This is a genomic window from Paractinoplanes deccanensis (genome assembly GCF_016862115.1).
In the GTDB taxonomy this organism is placed as follows: Bacteria; Actinomycetota; Actinomycetes; order Mycobacteriales; family Micromonosporaceae; genus Actinoplanes; species Actinoplanes deccanensis.
In genome coordinates this window covers 1-14,661 of sequence record NZ_BOMI01000102.1, presented here as the reverse complement: position 1 = coordinate 14,661, position 14,661 = coordinate 1, and the positions used below count along the sequence as shown (strand labels likewise).

12 protein-coding genes are annotated in these 14,661 nt (G+C 73.2%); 6 read left to right on the top strand and 6 right to left on the bottom strand.

Annotated elements, in window-relative coordinates; genetic code table 11:
• Nucleotides 1-64: 64 nt before the first annotated feature.
• From Ade02nite_RS25520 to Ade02nite_RS25505, 4 genes are read left to right on the top strand one after another with little or no spacing between them, the layout of a single operon-like run.
• A complete protein-coding gene (locus Ade02nite_RS25520) occupies nt 65-463 on the top strand; it encodes an RrF2 family transcriptional regulator (RefSeq protein WP_203768933.1) in 399 nt (132 codons plus the stop codon).
• Nucleotides 464-475: 12 nt separating this feature from the next.
• Nucleotides 476-1,540, top strand: a complete 1,065-nt coding sequence (locus Ade02nite_RS25515) for an ABC transporter substrate-binding protein (protein ID WP_203768931.1) — start codon at nt 476-478, stop codon at nt 1,538-1,540.
• A gap of 14 nt (nt 1,541-1,554) precedes the next feature.
• Nucleotides 1,555-2,331, top strand: coding sequence for an ABC transporter ATP-binding protein (locus Ade02nite_RS25510; protein ID WP_203768929.1), 777 nt, complete (start codon nt 1,555-1,557; stop codon nt 2,329-2,331).
• Nucleotides 2,321-3,244, top strand: a complete 924-nt coding sequence (locus Ade02nite_RS25505; RefSeq protein WP_203768927.1) for an ABC transporter permease — start codon at nt 2,321-2,323, stop codon at nt 3,242-3,244. The genes Ade02nite_RS25510 and Ade02nite_RS25505 overlap by 11 nt, the downstream gene beginning before the upstream one ends.
• Here the strand turns inward: Ade02nite_RS25505 and Ade02nite_RS25500 are convergent.
• Nucleotides 3,231-4,094 carry a hypothetical protein gene (locus Ade02nite_RS25500; RefSeq protein WP_203768925.1) on the bottom strand — a complete coding sequence of 288 codons (864 nt, stop codon included), beginning with the start codon at nt 4,092-4,094 and terminating at the stop codon, nt 3,231-3,233. The genes Ade02nite_RS25505 and Ade02nite_RS25500 overlap by 14 nt on opposite strands.
• Nucleotides 4,095-4,127: 33 nt before the next feature.
• Nucleotides 4,128-4,301, bottom strand: coding sequence for a hypothetical protein (locus Ade02nite_RS25495; RefSeq protein WP_203768923.1), 174 nt, complete (start codon nt 4,299-4,301; stop codon nt 4,128-4,130).
• A 133-nt stretch (nt 4,302-4,434) separates the two neighbouring features.
• Here Ade02nite_RS25495 and Ade02nite_RS25490 point away from each other — a divergent pair, with 133 nt between their 5' ends.
• Complete coding sequence (locus tag Ade02nite_RS25490; protein WP_203768922.1) at nt 4,435-5,148, top strand: lysophospholipid acyltransferase family protein; 714 nt, start codon at nt 4,435-4,437, stop codon at nt 5,146-5,148.
• Nucleotides 5,149-5,226: 78 nt separating this feature from the next.
• On the opposite strand, the gene cspE is transcribed toward Ade02nite_RS25490, so the two are convergent.
• Nucleotides 5,227-5,430 (bottom strand): transcription antiterminator/RNA stability regulator CspE, encoded by a 204-nt coding sequence (cspE, locus tag Ade02nite_RS25485; protein WP_015625344.1) that lies wholly within the window; start codon nt 5,428-5,430, stop codon nt 5,227-5,229.
• A gap of 223 nt (nt 5,431-5,653) precedes the next feature.
• On the opposite strand from cspE, the gene Ade02nite_RS25480 reads away from it, so the two are divergent.
• Complete coding sequence (locus tag Ade02nite_RS25480) at nt 5,654-6,076, top strand: pilus assembly protein CpaE (protein ID WP_203768920.1); 423 nt, start codon at nt 5,654-5,656, stop codon at nt 6,074-6,076.
• Here the strand turns inward: Ade02nite_RS25480 and Ade02nite_RS25475 are convergent.
• The 3 genes from Ade02nite_RS25475 to Ade02nite_RS25465 are packed head-to-tail and all read right to left on the bottom strand — an operon-like array spanning nt 6,057 to nt 14,614.
• The gene (locus Ade02nite_RS25475; protein WP_203768918.1) at nt 6,057-9,437 is read right to left on the bottom strand and encodes an ATP-dependent helicase; all 3,381 of its coding nucleotides are present in this window, start codon (nt 9,435-9,437) and stop codon (nt 6,057-6,059) included. The genes Ade02nite_RS25480 and Ade02nite_RS25475 overlap by 20 nt on opposite strands.
• Entirely contained in the window at nt 9,434-13,657 is a 4,224-nt protein-coding gene (locus Ade02nite_RS25470; RefSeq protein WP_203768916.1) for a UvrD-helicase domain-containing protein, read from the bottom strand. Before Ade02nite_RS25470 ends, Ade02nite_RS25475 begins: the two co-directional genes overlap by 4 nt.
• Nucleotides 13,658-13,687: 30 nt before the next feature.
• Nucleotides 13,688-14,614 (bottom strand): LacI family DNA-binding transcriptional regulator, encoded by a 927-nt coding sequence (locus Ade02nite_RS25465; RefSeq protein WP_438871000.1) that lies wholly within the window; start codon nt 14,612-14,614, stop codon nt 13,688-13,690.
• Between the last annotated feature and the right edge of the window lie 47 nt (nt 14,615-14,661).

Here is a 14,661-nt window from a genome sequence, read left to right as displayed (position 1 = left end):
AGGAGATTATTCCTATCCGCTAGATAGATTAAGCAGACTTTGGTGCGGACGGTCAGGGGGACCCGTGTACGTCTCGGCACGAACCGACTACGCCGTCCGCGCGATGCTCGCCGTCTCGGCGGAGCACCCGAGCCTGGTGAAAGCCGCCTCGCTCGCCGCCGCGCAGGACATCCCGCTCAGCTTCCTCCAGGGCATCCTGCTCGACCTGCGCCGTGCCGGGCTGCTGCACAGCCACCGCGGTGTGGACGGCGGTTACGCCCTGGCCCGCCCGGCCACCGACATCACGGTCGGCGACGTCGTACGCGCGGTCGGCGGCGCGCTGACCACCGTGCGGGGCCTGCCCACCGGCACCACGACCTACCACGGGGCGGCCCGCGGGCTGCGTGACGTGTGGGTCGCCGTCGAGGAAGCCATCGAGGGCGTCGTCGACCACCGAACCCTGGCCGAACTCAACACCATCTAGGAGTAGTGAGCCATGAGCTCCCGCCCCATACGCGCGCTTGCCCTCGCCGCCACCGCCCTGCTGTCCGTCTCTCTGCTGACCGCCTGCGGCGGCGACGACGACAGCACCTCCGCGTCCGGATCCGGCGAGGCGAGCGCCCTCCGGCTCGGATACTTCCCGAACATCACCCACACGCCCGCGCTGATCGGCGTGAACAAGGGCTACTTCCAGAGCGCGCTCGGCAGCACCAAGCTCGAGACCAAGACGTTCAACGCGGGGCCCGCCGCCATCGAGGCGCTGTTCTCGGGCGCGATCGACGCCACGTACATCGGCCCGAACCCGGCGATCAACGGCTGGGCGCAGTCGAAGGGCACCGGCCTCAAGATCATCGCGGGCAGCACCTCCGGCGGCGCCGGCCTGGTCGTCAAGGAGGGCATCAACAGCCCGGCCGACCTCAAGGGCAAGAAGATCGCCACCCCGCAGCTCGGCAACACCCAGGACGTCGCGCTGCGCGCCTGGCTCAAGGAGCAGGGCCTCAACGCCGACACGCAGGGCGGCGGTGACGTGTCCGTGCTGCCGCAGGACAACGCGACAGCGCTGCAGGCCTTCGCGCAGGGCTCGATCGACGGCGCCTGGGTGCCCGAGCCCAACCTGAGCCGCATGGTGCTCGAGAGCAAGGGCAAGGTGCTGGTCAACGAGAAGGACCTCTGGCCCAGCGGGCTCTTCGTCACCACCCACCTGATCGTCACCCAGGACTTCCTGAAGAAGTACCCGGCCACGGTCAAGAAGCTGCTGCAGGGCCACCTCGAGTCGCTCGACTACATCGAGAAGAACAACGCCGACGCGCAGAAGGCCGCCAACGCGCAGCTCGAGGCCCTCAGCGGCAAGCCGCTCAAGGACGAGGTGCTCGCGTCCTCGTTCAAGAACCTGACCTTCACCGCCGACCCGGTCGCCTCGTCGCTCTACACCAGCGCGAAGCACGCCGAGGACGTCGGCCTGCTCAAGCCCGTCGACCTCAAGGGCATCTACGACCTCGGGCCGCTCAACGAGCTGCTCAAGGCGGCGGGCAAGCCCGAGGTCAGCGACTCCGCCGCCTGAAAGGCCGTCATGCGATGAGTCTCCTGGAACAAAGCGACGTACGCACCGACGCGGTCGTGCGACTGGAGAACGTCTCCAAGACGTACGGCACCGGCACCAACGCGCTGCTGGCCCTCGACGGGGTCTCGCTCACGGTCCGGCGAGGCGAGTTCGTCTGCCTCCTGGGCGCGTCCGGCTGCGGCAAGAGCACGCTGCTCTCGCTCGTGGCCGGGCTCGACCGGATCACCGGGGGAACCCTGGACATCGGCGGGCGCACCGTCTCCCTGATGTTCCAGGAGGCCGCGCTCTTCCCGTGGCTGTCGGTGCGGGCCAACGTCGAGCTGCCGCTGCGGCTGCAAGGCCTGTCCCGCCCCGAGCGCCGCAAGCGCGCCGAGGAACTGCTCGACATCGTCCGGCTGCGCGGCTTCGGTGACAAGCGGCCGCACGAGCTCTCCGGCGGCATGCGCCAGCGGGTCGCGCTGGCGCGTGCCCTCGCCCAGAACGCCGACATCCTGCTGATGGACGAGCCGTTCGGCGCGCTCGACGCGATGACCCGCGACATCCTGCACGACGAGCTCGAACGGATCTGGCGGGAACAGGAACTGACCGTCCTCTTCGTCACCCACAACGTGCGCGAGGCGGTGCGGCTCGGCGACCGCGTCATCCTGCTGAGCAGCCGGCCCGGCCGGGTGATCGAGGACTACCCGATCACCCACCCGCGCCCCCGGCGCATCGACTCCCCCGAGGTCTCCGCCCAGGCGGGCGAGATCACCGATCGGCTGCGAGCGGAGGTCGCCCGCCATGCCCATTAAGTACCCGTCCGCCCGCGCGGGCCTCGAAGGTGTCTCCGGTGACGCGACCGCGCACACGCCGGACAAGGCGGTCGACGCCGAGATCAGCGGTCTCGACGCGCTCGAACTCCAGCCCCAGCGTGACAAGGGCGCCCTCGGCAAGCGGATCTGGCGCAGCACGTGGCCCAAGCTGCTCGCCATCGCGATCGTGCTGCTCGCCTGGCAGATCGTGGTGTGGGCGGAATGGAAGCCGATCTACGTGCTGCCGTCGCCCGAGACGGTCTTCAGCGACCTGGGCAGCGTCATCGCGACGGCCGACTTCTGGGACGGTGTGCGGGTGACGATGACCCGGGCCGTCACCGGATTCCTGCTGGCGGTGGTCATCGGCACCGTGGTGGGCGCGCTGGTCTCCCAGTTCGCCCCGCTGCGGGCGGCGATCGGCTCGCTGATCACCGGCCTGCAGACCATGCCGTCGATCATGTGGTTCCCGCTGGCGATCCTGCTCTTCCAGCTCAGCGAGAGCGCCATCCTGTTCGTGGTGGTCCTCGGCGCGGCGCCCTCGGTGGCGAACGGCCTGATCAGCGGCATCGACTACGTGCCGCGCACGTGGCTGCGCGTGGGCCAGGTGCTGGGCATGCGCGGCATAGCGAAGTACCGCCACCTGATCCTGCCGGCGTCGCTGCCGTCGTTCATCTCGGGCCTGAAGCAGGGATGGGCGTTCAGCTGGCGCAGCCTCATGGCAGGCGAGTTGCTGGTCATCGTGCCGGGGGCGCTCTCCATCGGCGTACGCATGCAGCAGGCCCGCGACCTCAGCGACTCGAGCCTGGTCATCTGCTACATCATCGTCGTCCTGATCATCGGCATCCTGATCGACGTCCTCTTCAACGCCGCCGACAACGCGCTGCGCAAGCGGTGGGGCCTTACAGGGGCCTGACGCTCTTGAGGACGTCGTCCACCACGTAGTCGAACTGTTTGTGGGTGCCGGGGATCGAGACGTAGAGGACGGCGGCCGTGGTCTTGCCGACGTCGATGACCGCCACCGCGGACAGCTCCTCGGTGGCGGTCAGGCCCGGCGCCGAGAAGTGCAGGCGGAACTCGCTCACCCACGCCGGGCGGCCGCCCAGCGTGGTCAGCTCGTCGCGGATCGCGTCCATCGTGTTCGGCTGCGGGTAGTACTCCGCGCGCACGTCGGCGGCGACCTGACGGCCCACGCACTCCAGGTTGAGCGTCACCGCGTCGTTGTCCGCCGCCGGCACCGCGGCCGACAGGATCGACGCGTGGTAGCTGCCGCCGCTGTACTGCTCGGTGACGAAGTGCTGGCCCACCTTGTACGGCACCTCGAGCGTCCCCGCGCGCCACACGTCGGTCCACGGCACCCACGGCGCGCCGTACGCCTTGTAGGAGATGCCCGCCTCGGTGTCGGTGGTGCGCCGGCCGCTCTCCGGCGGCGGGGCGGTGGGCGCCTGGGTGGCCCCCGCGCTCGGTGACTCGCTCGGCGCCGGGCAGGCCTGCGCGAGCGGCGGCCGCACGTCGGCCGGGGCCGAGGCCTGGTCGCGGAACGGGTTGGTGTCCGACGACAGCACCACGACCAGCACGACCGTCAGGCCGATGGCGAGGATGGCGCCGGCGATCGCCGCGAAGATCTGGATCTGCCGCTTCTGCCGGCCCTTGTCATCGCGTGGCGGCTCGGGCGCGGGATCCGGGGGCGGTGCCGCCGGCGCTGCGCCCGTGACGAGCCCGGAGCCGAACCGGCCACCCGGTCGTTGCCACGTCTGCTCGGACATGAATCCCAGTGAACACCACGATCGTGAAGAACCCTAAACGCCCCCGAGCAAGCCCAGCATCTGATGGAGCACGGCGGGAGCGGCGCCCGCCGGGTCGGACAGAGCCGGATACCACGGGGCGAAGGCCACGACGAGGACCAGCGCGACGCCGAAGGCGGCGAACCCGACAACGAACGCCAGCTCCCGGCGGGCCGAGGGTCCCCGCATAGTCGGCGCCTCCCGCTCACACTCGCCGGCCCCGGGCCGGCGAAAAGAAACAGATAATTGTTAGACGCTCGATCGGGGAGATCCGTTGCACGCGGCCCAGGAGAAATTCAGGGAGTTCCGCTACCGTCTTGCCATGGAACTCGTGTATCCCCCGGTCGTCGCGGCTGCCAAGGCCTGGTTCCGCGCGCTCGATCTGAAGATTCAGGTGGACGGGGCCGAGCACATCCCGCGCACGGGCGGAGCTGTGCTGGCGAGCAACCACGTGAGCTATCTCGACTTCATCTTCTGCGGCCTCGGCGCCCAGCCGGCCAAGCGGCTCGTCCGGTTCATGGCCAAGAAGTCGGTCTTCGACCACAAGGTCAGCGGCCCGCTGATGCGCGGCATGCGGCACATCCCCGTCGACCGTGACGCCGGCGCGGCCTCGTTCCGCGAGGCCACCCAGGCGCTGAAGGACGGCGAGGTGGTCGGCGTCTTCCCCGAGGCGACGATCAGCGAGTCGTTCACCGTCAAGGAGCTCAAGTCCGGTGCGGTCCGGCTGGCCCGCACGGCCAAGGTGCCGCTGATCCCGATGGTCGTCTGGGGCCCGCAGCGGCTGTGGACCAAGGGGCACAAGCGCGAGCTCGGCAAGCGTCACGTACCGGTCATCATCAAGATCGGTGAGGCGCTCGAGATGACCAAGGGCGTGTCTCCCGAGGCGCTGACGGCGACCCTCAAGGAGCGGCTCAGCGGCCTGCTCGACGCGGCCCAGCGCGCCTACCCCGAGAAGCCCTCGGGCCCGGACGACCGCTGGTGGCTCCCCGCCCACCTGGGCGGGACGGCGCCGCTGCCGGAAGCCGCCGCCGTCTGACACGCGAAAACGGCGCCGCACCCCCGGGGGATGCGGCGCCGTTCGGTGTTTCTACCTGCTACGTGATCTGTACGGAGATCAGAGCGGGCGGATGTTCGCGGCCTGCGGGCCCTTCTGGCCCTGCGTGACCTCGAACTCAACCCGCTGGTTCTCGTCCAGCGAGCGGTAGCCGGAAGTCTGGATCGCGGAGAAGTGGGCGAAGACGTCGGCGCCGCCGTCGTCCGGGGTGATGAACCCGAAGCCCTTGTCCGCGTTGAACCACTTCACAACGCCGGTAACCATGCTCGTCTCCTCGACGGTCGATCGTTCCCGGCCATTATGGACGGGAACGAGGTAGTAAGACCCACACTTCGTGAGTCTCGTGTCGCCGTACTGATCGCCCGTACCGGAGAAACCCGGGTTACGACAAAGAGCGCCTGGGGCAGACTTCCCCACAGGCGCTCCTGAGTACTTGGGAACCAAACTGACAACGCGGAAAGCCTAACACGAAGAAGGGGGACTGCCGGTGATCGGCGTACAACTCGCGGGGCAACTGAAGGAGGCCGGGCTGACCTGGAAACCGGCGCTCGGCGACCGGTTCGCCATCCCCGACCGCGACCTGGACGACGAGGTCTTCGTGCTGAGCAACATGACCATCGAGGTGCACTCGATGCCGGAGGGCCAGGTCATCGGCTTCAACGGCACCACCGAGTGGGCGCTGGACGACGTCGAGATGGACGAGACGGTCTGGCTGCCCCGTGAGGACCAGCTGCGCGAGCTGCTCGGCGGCACGTTCCGGCAGCTCAGCCGGGGCGCGGACGGCTACGAGGTGCTGATCGACCTGCTCGGCGAGCGGCGCGTCTTCACCGCCGGCTCGGCCGAGGGCGCCTACGCGGCGGCCCTGCTGCACCTTTTGGCCGCGGCCGGGCTCAATCACCCGTTGGAGTAGGGATCCGCTCGACCAGGGCCGCCAGCTCCTCCGCGCTCAACAGGTCGACCGGCCGCACGGTCACCTGCTCGCGCACGTAGTGGAAGCCGGCCCGGACCCGGTTGACCGGCACCCCGGCGAGCGACGCCCAGGCGATCCGGTACGCGGCGAGCTGAACCGCGGCGGCCTCGGCGTCCGCACCCTCCGGCCGGCGGCCCGTCTTCCAGTCGATGACGTCGTAGCGGTTGGCCGACTCGGCGAAGACCGCGTCCATCCGGCCGCGCACCACCACCCCGGCGATCGTGGTGGCGAACGGAACCTCCACCTCGACGGGCGTGCGCCCCGCCCACTCGCTCTCCAGGAACGCCGCCTGCAGCGCCGCCAGCTCCTCGTCGGCGGCCGCGTCGTCGTCCGCCGCGCCCGGCAGCTCGTCGATGTCGATCAGGCGCTCGGTGCCGAACCGCTGCTCCAGCCAGGAGTGGAACGCCGTGCCCCGGCGGGCGTGCGGCATCGGCCGGGGCGGCAACGGGCGGCGCAGCGAGCGGGCCAGCGCCTGCGGGTCGCGGCGCAGCACCACGAGCTGCGAGACCGACAGGTGCGCGGGCAGGGCCACCTCGATCGGGCCGTCGCGGCGAGCGCGCTCCTCGCGCTCGGCCAGCAGCAGGTCGGCCTCGCGCCGCCAGCGGTCGACGTCCGGATCGCCGTCGCCGGGGATGCCGACCAGCTCGGCGGCCAGGCCGGCGCGCGCCAGCACCTCCGGGTCGTGCTCGGCCAGCTCGGCGAAGGCCTCGGCGGCCGACGGGTCCGGCTGGGCGATCATCCGGCGGATCAGGTCGGCGGCGGCCGCCATCGCGGGGCGGCGCCGGCCGAGCGGGTCGGACGGCCACTCCACCCGCCGCTCCTGCTGGTCGGCCGGGTTGGTGGCGCCGGGCGCCGGCTCGGGCGTCCACACGTCCACCACCCCGGCGCCCTCGTCGCACGCCGTGCGGATCTCGTCGAGGAAGACCGACGGGCCGCGCGGGCGCTTCACCCCGTCACCCCACCAATAGGCGGAGCAGAGCAGCAGGCGCCGCGGCCGGGTGACCGCGACGTACGCCAGGCGGCGCTCCTCGCGTTCGTCGTGCTCGCGCCAGGCCCGCCCGAACTCGGTGACCGCGCCGACCACGTCCTTCTGCTCCAGCGCGTCGGAGAGGTCGAACCGGGGCAGGCCCTCCTTGTCGCCGCGCAGCGGGAACGGCAGCACGCCGACGCCCATCAGGTAGTGGTCGGTGCTGCGGCTCTGCCCCGGCCACACGCCCCGGCTCAGGCCGGCCACCGAGACGACGTCCCACTCCAGGCCCTTCGCGGCGTGCGCGGTGAGGATCTGCACCGCACCCTCGACCACGTCCACCTGTCCCGGCTCGAGGCCGCGCTCCTCCTCCTCGGCGGCGGCCAGGAAGGCGAGGAAGCCCGCGAGCGTGCCCCCGTCGGTCTCGGCGGCGTAGCGGGCGGCGGTGTCGCCGAGCGCGTCCAGGTGGCCGCGGGCCAGGCCGGCGTCGCCCGCCGCCCAGCCGCGCACGGCGACCTCGACGTCCAGGCCGATGGTCCGCTCGATGTCGGCGACCAGGTCGGGCAGCGGCTGGTCCAGGCGCTGCCGCAGGGCGCTGAGCTCCCGGCTGTACGCGTGCAGGCGCGCGTAGCCCTCGGCGGAGTACTGCTGCGGGGCGCCCAGGTCGGCCATGGCCTCGACCAGCGTGGCGTCGTCGAGCCGGTCGCCGACCACGTCCTCGGGCTCCGCCTTGGCCACCACGGCGGCGCGGGCGGCGGCCAGATGCCGGGCGCGCCGGTGCAGCGCCACCAGATCACGCGGCCCGATCCGCCAGCGCGCGCCGGTGAGCAGGCGTAACAGCGAGGCGCCGTCGGTCGGGTCGGCCAGCACGCGCAGGGTGCAGACGACGTCGCGTACCTCGGGGGTGTCCAGCAGACCGCCCAGGCCGACCACCTCGACCGGCAGGCCGCGGTCGCGCAGCGCCTCCTCGATCGCCGGGATCTGGCTGCGCACCCGCACCAGCACGGCGCTGGTCGGCCGCTTTTCGATCGGGATCTCGTCGGGCGGGGTGTCCGGCAGGCCGGCGACGATCTGCCAGGCGCGCAGCATCGAGTCGGCGATCCAGTCGGCCTCGTCGGCGAAGGTCGGCAGCAGCGCGCACGCGACCGTGCGGCCGCCGACCGGGGGAACCTTGGCGGCGGACCGCAGCTCCTCGACCCGCGCGCCGAACGCCCGCAGCGGCTCGGAGAGAACGTTGGCGACCTGGAGGATCTCGGGCCGGTTGCGCCAGCTGCGGGTCAGGGCGCGGATACGGGCACGGGTGCCGTCGCGGCGGGGGAACTCGGTGGGGAACCGTTCGAGCGTGCCGGCCGAGGCGCCGCGCCAGCCGTAGATCGACTGGCAGGGGTCGCCGACGGCGGTGACCGGATGGCCTCCGCCGAACAGGTTGTTCAGCATGGTCACCTGCGCGTGGCTGGTGTCCTGGTACTCGTCCAGCAGAACGATCTTGTAGCGGCCACGCTCGATCTCGCCGACCTCGGGATGGTCGCGGGCGACGGTCGCGGCCCGGGCCATCTGGTCGCCGAAGTCCATCGCCCCCAGGTCGAGCTTGCGCCGCTCGTAGAGGCGCACCAGCGGCAGCAGGGTCAGCCGCAGGCGCTGCCGGGCGAGCATGTCGGCGACGTCCTTGTAGACCCGGCCGGGCAGCTCCTGCACCTCGGCGAAGAACCGGCCGGTCCAGGCGGCCAGCTCGTCGGGCGAGACCAGATGCTCGGCGAGCTCGCCGGAGAGAGCGAGCACGTCGTCGGTGACCGTGCCGGGCGCCCGGTTCACCCCGGTCATCTCCCCCGTGTACGACCGGACGAGCGAATCGACGATCTGCCACCGGGCGGCCTCGGTGAGCAGGCGCGCCGACGGCTCGAACCCGGCGCGCAGGCCGTGCTCGGTGACGACCCGGGCCGCGTACGAGTGGTAGGTGGAGATGGTCGCCTCGCCGGCGAGCGCGTCGTCGCGGCCCAGCCGGCGCACCAGCTGGCCGAGGCGGGTGCGGACCCGGTGGGCGAGCTCCCCGGCGGCCTTGCGGGTGAAGGTGAGGCCGAGGATCTCGTCCGGGTGCGCGTAGCCGTTCGCGACCAGCCAGACGACCCGCGACGCCATCGTCTCGGTCTTGCCGGAGCCGGCCCCGGCCACGACGAGCAGCGGTTCCACCGGCGCGGAGATGATCTCGGCCTGCTCGGGGGTGGGCCGGTGCAGGCGCAACAGCCGGGCCAGCTCCTCCGGGGTGTAGCGGGGGCCGGCGTCGGCTCGTCTGCGGGGAGCCGGCGGCTCGTCGGCGAAGAGGGTCGGCTGGGTCACTGCTCCACCACTTGGCGGCCCTTCCCGGAGATCGGGCAACTGGTGCGGACGGGACAGACCCGGCATCGGCTGTTGGCCACGGCCGAGAAGGTGGCGGCGGCCATCGTCTCGGCGGTGCGCTTCACCATCGCGTACGCCCATTGCGGGTCGGCGGCGTCGGCCAGCGGAAGCTGCATCTGCTCGCGAGCATCCTTGCCGGGCCCGAGCTGCACGAGCGCGGCACCCCCGCTCTCGTCGCCGTAGTCGGCGAAGGCGCCGGCCTGCACGGCGGTCTGATAGCCGGCGAGCTGGGCGTGCTCCTCCAGGTCGGCCGAGGAGACGGCGGTGGTCTTGCCGGTCTTGAGGTCGATCACCACGAGGCGCCCCTCCTCGTCGATCTCGAGCCGGTCGACCCGCCCGGTCAGCTCGATCGGCCGCTTCTCGTCCTCGAGCCGCACGGTGAACTCGTGCTCGATGGCGAGCAGCCGCCGAGGGTTGACGGCGAGCCAGCGCAGCAGCTTGTCCACCATGGTCTGGGCACGCTCCTGCTCGGGCCCGGCCAGCCACCGCGCGGCGAGCTCGATGGCGTCGAACCGGGCACTGACGTATTCGACCAGCTTCTCGCGATCGGCGTTGGCGTCCTCGGCCAGCATGGCGGCGGCGTGCACAAGGTTGCCGACACCCTGCGCGGGCCCGGCCGGTGCGGCGCCGCCGTGCCTTTCGAGCAGCCAGCGCAGGCTGCACCGCAGGGCGCTCTCCATCGAGGAGGGAGTCACCTTGACGGGCTGCCCCTCGTCGACGAGAGGCCGGTCGTCGGAGAGCGGCCGCAGCCCCCACCAGTCGTCGGGGTGAGCTCCGGGCACGCCGGCCCGGGCCAGCTTGGCGAGCTCGGCCGCCGCGGCCCGCCGCCGGCCGGGCGTCTGGTTGCTCCCCACCACGACGGTACGCAGCTCCGCCACGAGCGCCGAAAGCGTGAGCGCCCGCGGCGGCCGGCCCATGGTCAGCTCGCCGTCCCGCTCCCCGGCCGGCCGGCCCCCGGCGGCGCCGGACTCCCCCGCCTCGCCTTCGGCCGGGGTCTCGAAGCCCGCCTCGACGTCGGGACGAGGACCGAACAGAACCGCGGCCTCCAACGTGGCCTCGTCGCCGGCGGGCCTCCGCGGAGAGGGCGCGCCGTTCTCGGCGGGCTCCCTCCGATCGGCCTGCCCCTCACCGGCCGCGCGGGAAACAGGGGCGGGCGCCACAGAGCCGCGCCTCGCGGCGGCAGGCGCTTCTCGGCGGGGACGGATCGTCGGCGGCCCCGCGGGGTCGAATGGCGCGCTATCCCATGGATCCGGGTCGGTGGGACCGGGCTCGGTTGGACCGGGGTCGGTGGGACCGGGGTCGGTGGGACCGGGGTCGGTGGGACCGGGGTCGGTGGGACCGGGGTCGAGGTCGGAGGGGCTGGGCTCCGTCGGGCCCGGGCCGGGGTCGGACGGGTCAGGCTCGGTGGGGCCGGGGTCGTCGGGGTCGGTGGGACCGGGTTCGACGGGACCCGGGTCGAGGTCGGGCGGGCTGGGCTCCGCCGGACCCGGGCCGGGGTCGGACGGGTCCGGCTCGGTGGGGCCGGGGTCGTCGGGGTCGGTGGGCGGGGCCGAGGGGCCCTGCTCGGCCTCGGGCTCGGCGAGCTCGCTGAGGAAGCGGCTGGGCTGTTCCTCGCCCTCGGAGCCGCCCACGCCGGCGGAGGCCACGGCGGTGGCGATCAGCTTGCGGCGGGCCCGGGTGGCGGCCACGTAGAACAGGCGGCGCTCCTCGTCGAGCAGCGCCGACGTCTGGCCGACCACCGCGGCCTCGCCCGACGCGGCGCGGCCGGCGATGAAGTCGACGAGCCGCTCGGAGCCGAGCAGGCTGCCGCGCAGGCGCAGGTCGGGCCAGATGCCCTCCTGCACGCCGGCGAGCACCACGACGTCCCACTCCAGGCCCTTGGCGGCGTGGGCGGTCAGCAGCCGCACCGCCTCGCCCCGGTCGGCGCTCGGCGCGATCGAGTCGGCCGGCAGGTCCTGGCCGAGCACGTGGTCGAGGAAGACCTCGGTGCGCGCGCCCGGCAGCCGGTCGACGAAGCGCGCCGCCGCGTCGAAGAGCACCACCATCGAGTCGAGGTCCCGGTCGGCCGCCTCGGCACGCCACTGCCGCGCCCGGCCGGCGTCCGCGTTCTCCGGGGCGGGGCCGTTGCGGGTGCTCATCGCATACCACCGGTCGGCCAGGCCGCTGGCCTTCCAGACCGTCCACAGCACCTGCTCGGCGGTCGCACCGGGCGCGGCGGCCGCCTCGCGCGCGGTGGCGAGCAGCCGGGCCACATTTTGCGCGGGCACGGCCCAGCGCCGCTCCACCATGTCGAGGCCGGCCGGGTCACGCACCGCGTCGACCAGCAACTCCCCGGAGGGGCGCCGGTCGCCCGCCGCCAGCGCGAGGGCCCGCAGCCCCTGCCGGAGCCGCCGCTCGGCCAGCGGATCGGCCCCACCGAGCGGCGAGTGCAACAGGGCGACGGTCGCCTCTTCGTTGAGCGTCTCGGGCGTGAGCGCGCACCGCAGCAACAAGAGGAACGGGGCCACGGCGGGCTGAAGGTGAAGAGGAAGGTCTTCGGCGTGGGTGACGGTCGGCACCCCGGCGGCGGCCAGCGCTCGCTGGAGCGAAGGCAGCTGAAGCGAGGTCGACCGCAGCAGCACGGCCATGCGCGACCACGGCACGCCGTGCAGCAGGTGAGCCTCCCGAAGGGCGTGCGCCACATAGGCGGCCTCGGCGGTGGCCGCCCGGAAGATGCGCACCACCGCCCCCGGCCGAAGCCCGTCGGCGGCGGAGGGCCGGGACCCCGGCACAGCGGGCGACCCGGGCTCGGCGGGTGGGCGGGGCGCGGCGGAGGGCGGCTCGGCGCCGGCACCGGCACCGGCGCGTGCGGGCTCGGCCGGCGAGCCAGCGGGTGGCGGCTCGACGCCGGCACCGGCGCGTGCGCGCTCGACCGGCGAGCCAGCGGGTGGCGGCTCGGCCGGCGACCCGGCGCGTGCGCGCTCGACCGGCGACCCGGCGGGTGAGGGCTCGGCCGGCGACCCGGCGGGTGAGGGCTCGGCCGGCGACCCGGCGGGTGAGGGCTCGGCCGGGGTATCGGCCGGGGGCGGGTGCATGGGGCGGTGGGTGATCGGGCCGCGCATGCGGCGGGCGACCCGGGTGGTGGCGCCGAGCAAGGGGGCTTCGGCTCGGTAGTTGGTGTGGAGGGTGAGGGTCTCGGCGACGGCGCCCGACGCCGTGCGGAAGCGGGACGGGAAGGTGGTGACGACGCTGGGGTCGGCGCCCCGGAAGCCGTAGATGGAGGCGTCGGGGTCGGCGAAGGCGACCAGGGGCTTGCCGCCGCCGGCGACCAGGGCGAGGAGCTCGATCTGGGCGGGGTCGGTGTCGGCCAGCTCGTCGACGTAGACGTGTTGCAGGCGGCGGCGCTCGGCCTCGAGCAGGTCGGGGTTGTCGTGCAGGAGGCCGGCGGCGGCGCGGACCAGCTCGGCGGGGTCGTAGGCGGCGGAGCCGCGGGTGGTGACGTCGCGCAGGGCCAGGACGGCCACGTATTCGCGCAGGAAGCGGGCGGCGGCCGGCCAGTCGGCGCGGCCCAGGCGCTCGCCGAGGCGGGCCAGGTCGGCCGGGCCGATGCCGCGCTCGGCGGCGCGCTGCATCAGGTCGCGGAGCTGCTGGGCGAAGGCGCGGGTGGGCAGGGCGGGGCGCAGGGCCTCGGGCCAGCCGATCGCGTCGGGCGCCTCGGGGTCGCCGGCGACCTCGAGCAGCTCACGGATGATCAGGTCTTGCTCGGGGCCGGTGAGCAGGCGGGGCGAGGGCTCGCCGCGCTCGGCGGCCGCGCGGCGGAGCAGGCCGAACGCGTAGGCGTGGAAGGTGCGCACCAGGGGCTCGTGGACTATGCGGCCGGGGTCGCCGGCTATGCGGGCCTCGATGCGGTCGCGCAGGGCCGCCGAGCCGCGGCGGCCGAACGTGAGCACCAGGATGCGCTCGGGGTCGACGCCCTCGGACACACGGGCCGCGACGGACTCCACGAGGGTCGTCGTCTTGCCGGTGCCGGGGCCGCCGACGACGAGGAGCGGACCGTCGACGTGCTCCGTCGCGTACCGCTGGAGGGGATCTTGGGTGATCGGCGGGAGGGGCGCGGGGGGACGCCGGACCAGGCGGTACGCCGGCCGGCGCACCGCGGCGGAAGGGGCCGGCGTGCTCACGGCATCAAGGAAACCACGGGGGTACGACGTTTATTCACCGGGCGGCCGGCCGACCGAGGCCCGCGCGCGCACCGGCATCGGCAGCCGGGTCACCGCGGGGTCGCTGGGCGGGCCGAGCAGCTTCTCGACCGCCTGCCAGCCCAGCTCGTAGTGGGGCAGCGCGATGCTGGTGAGCTGGGGCCGGAGCCACGCGGCGAGCTCCGAGTCGTCGAACGAGACGACCGAGACGTCGCCGGGCACCGAGCGGCCCGCGTCGCGCAGGGCCTGGTAGGCGCCGAGGGCTATCCGGTCGTTCAGGCAGATCAGGGCGCTCGCCGCCAAGCCGTCGTCCAGGGCGCGGGAGACCGCGTCGTACGCCGAGTCGGGCCACCAGTCGCACTCGACGACGCCGGCCAGCTTCGCGCCCTCCTCGGCGAGCGCCGCCCGGATGCCGGACAGCCTTTCCCGGGCGGCGAAGACGTTCGGCGCGGGCGTGCCGACCAGGTGGATGTGGTGGCGATGCCCGGCGCCGAGCAGGGCGTCGGCCGCCGCGGACCCGGCCGCCGACTCGTCGGGGACGACCTGGTGGTGTGCCGGGCGAGCGCCGCGGGTGAGGCAGTTGAGCAGCACCACGGGGCGGCCCTTGAGCTGTTTGGGCACGCGCACGTAGCGGGTGAACATGCTCGCGTAGACGAAGGCGTCGACCTGCCTGTCCAGGAAGTCGGAGATGAGCTTCTCCTCGATCACCGGGTTGCCCTCGGTCTCGCCGATGAACAGCAGGTGCCCGTGCGCGACGGCGGCGGCGAGGCTGCCCTGGATGGCGCGGCCCGCGTACGGGTCGGAGGCCAGCGTGTCGGAGACCAGCGCGATGGTCCTGGTGACCTTGGTGCGCAGGCTCCGGGCCATGAGGTTGGGCCGGTAGTCCAGCTCCTGGGCCGCCCGGAGCACCCGTTGCCGGGCGTCTTCGGAGATCCTCATGTCCACATGGCGTCCAGCCAGGACGAAGGAGGCCGTGCTGCGGGACA

Coding starts and splice junctions, on each gene's coding strand:
- Ade02nite_RS25515 (WP_203768931.1), top strand. CDS start 476: ATGAGCTCCCGCCCCATACGCGCGCTTGCCCTCGCCGCCACCGCCCTG.
- Ade02nite_RS25510 (WP_203768929.1), top strand. CDS start 1,555: ATGAGTCTCCTGGAACAAAGCGACGTACGCACCGACGCGGTCGTGCGA.
- Ade02nite_RS25505 (WP_203768927.1), top strand. CDS start 2,321: ATGCCCATTAAGTACCCGTCCGCCCGCGCGGGCCTCGAAGGTGTCTCC.
- Ade02nite_RS25500 (WP_203768925.1), bottom strand. CDS start 4,094: ATGTCCGAGCAGACGTGGCAACGACCGGGTGGCCGGTTCGGCTCCGGG.
- Ade02nite_RS25495 (WP_203768923.1), bottom strand. CDS start 4,301: ATGCGGGGACCCTCGGCCCGCCGGGAGCTGGCGTTCGTTGTCGGGTTC.
- Ade02nite_RS25490 (WP_203768922.1), top strand. CDS start 4,435: ATGGAACTCGTGTATCCCCCGGTCGTCGCGGCTGCCAAGGCCTGGTTC.
- cspE (WP_015625344.1), bottom strand. CDS start 5,430: ATGGTTACCGGCGTTGTGAAGTGGTTCAACGCGGACAAGGGCTTCGGG.
- Ade02nite_RS25465 (WP_438871000.1), bottom strand. CDS start 14,614: ATGAGGATCTCCGAAGACGCCCGGCAACGGGTGCTCCGGGCGGCCCAG.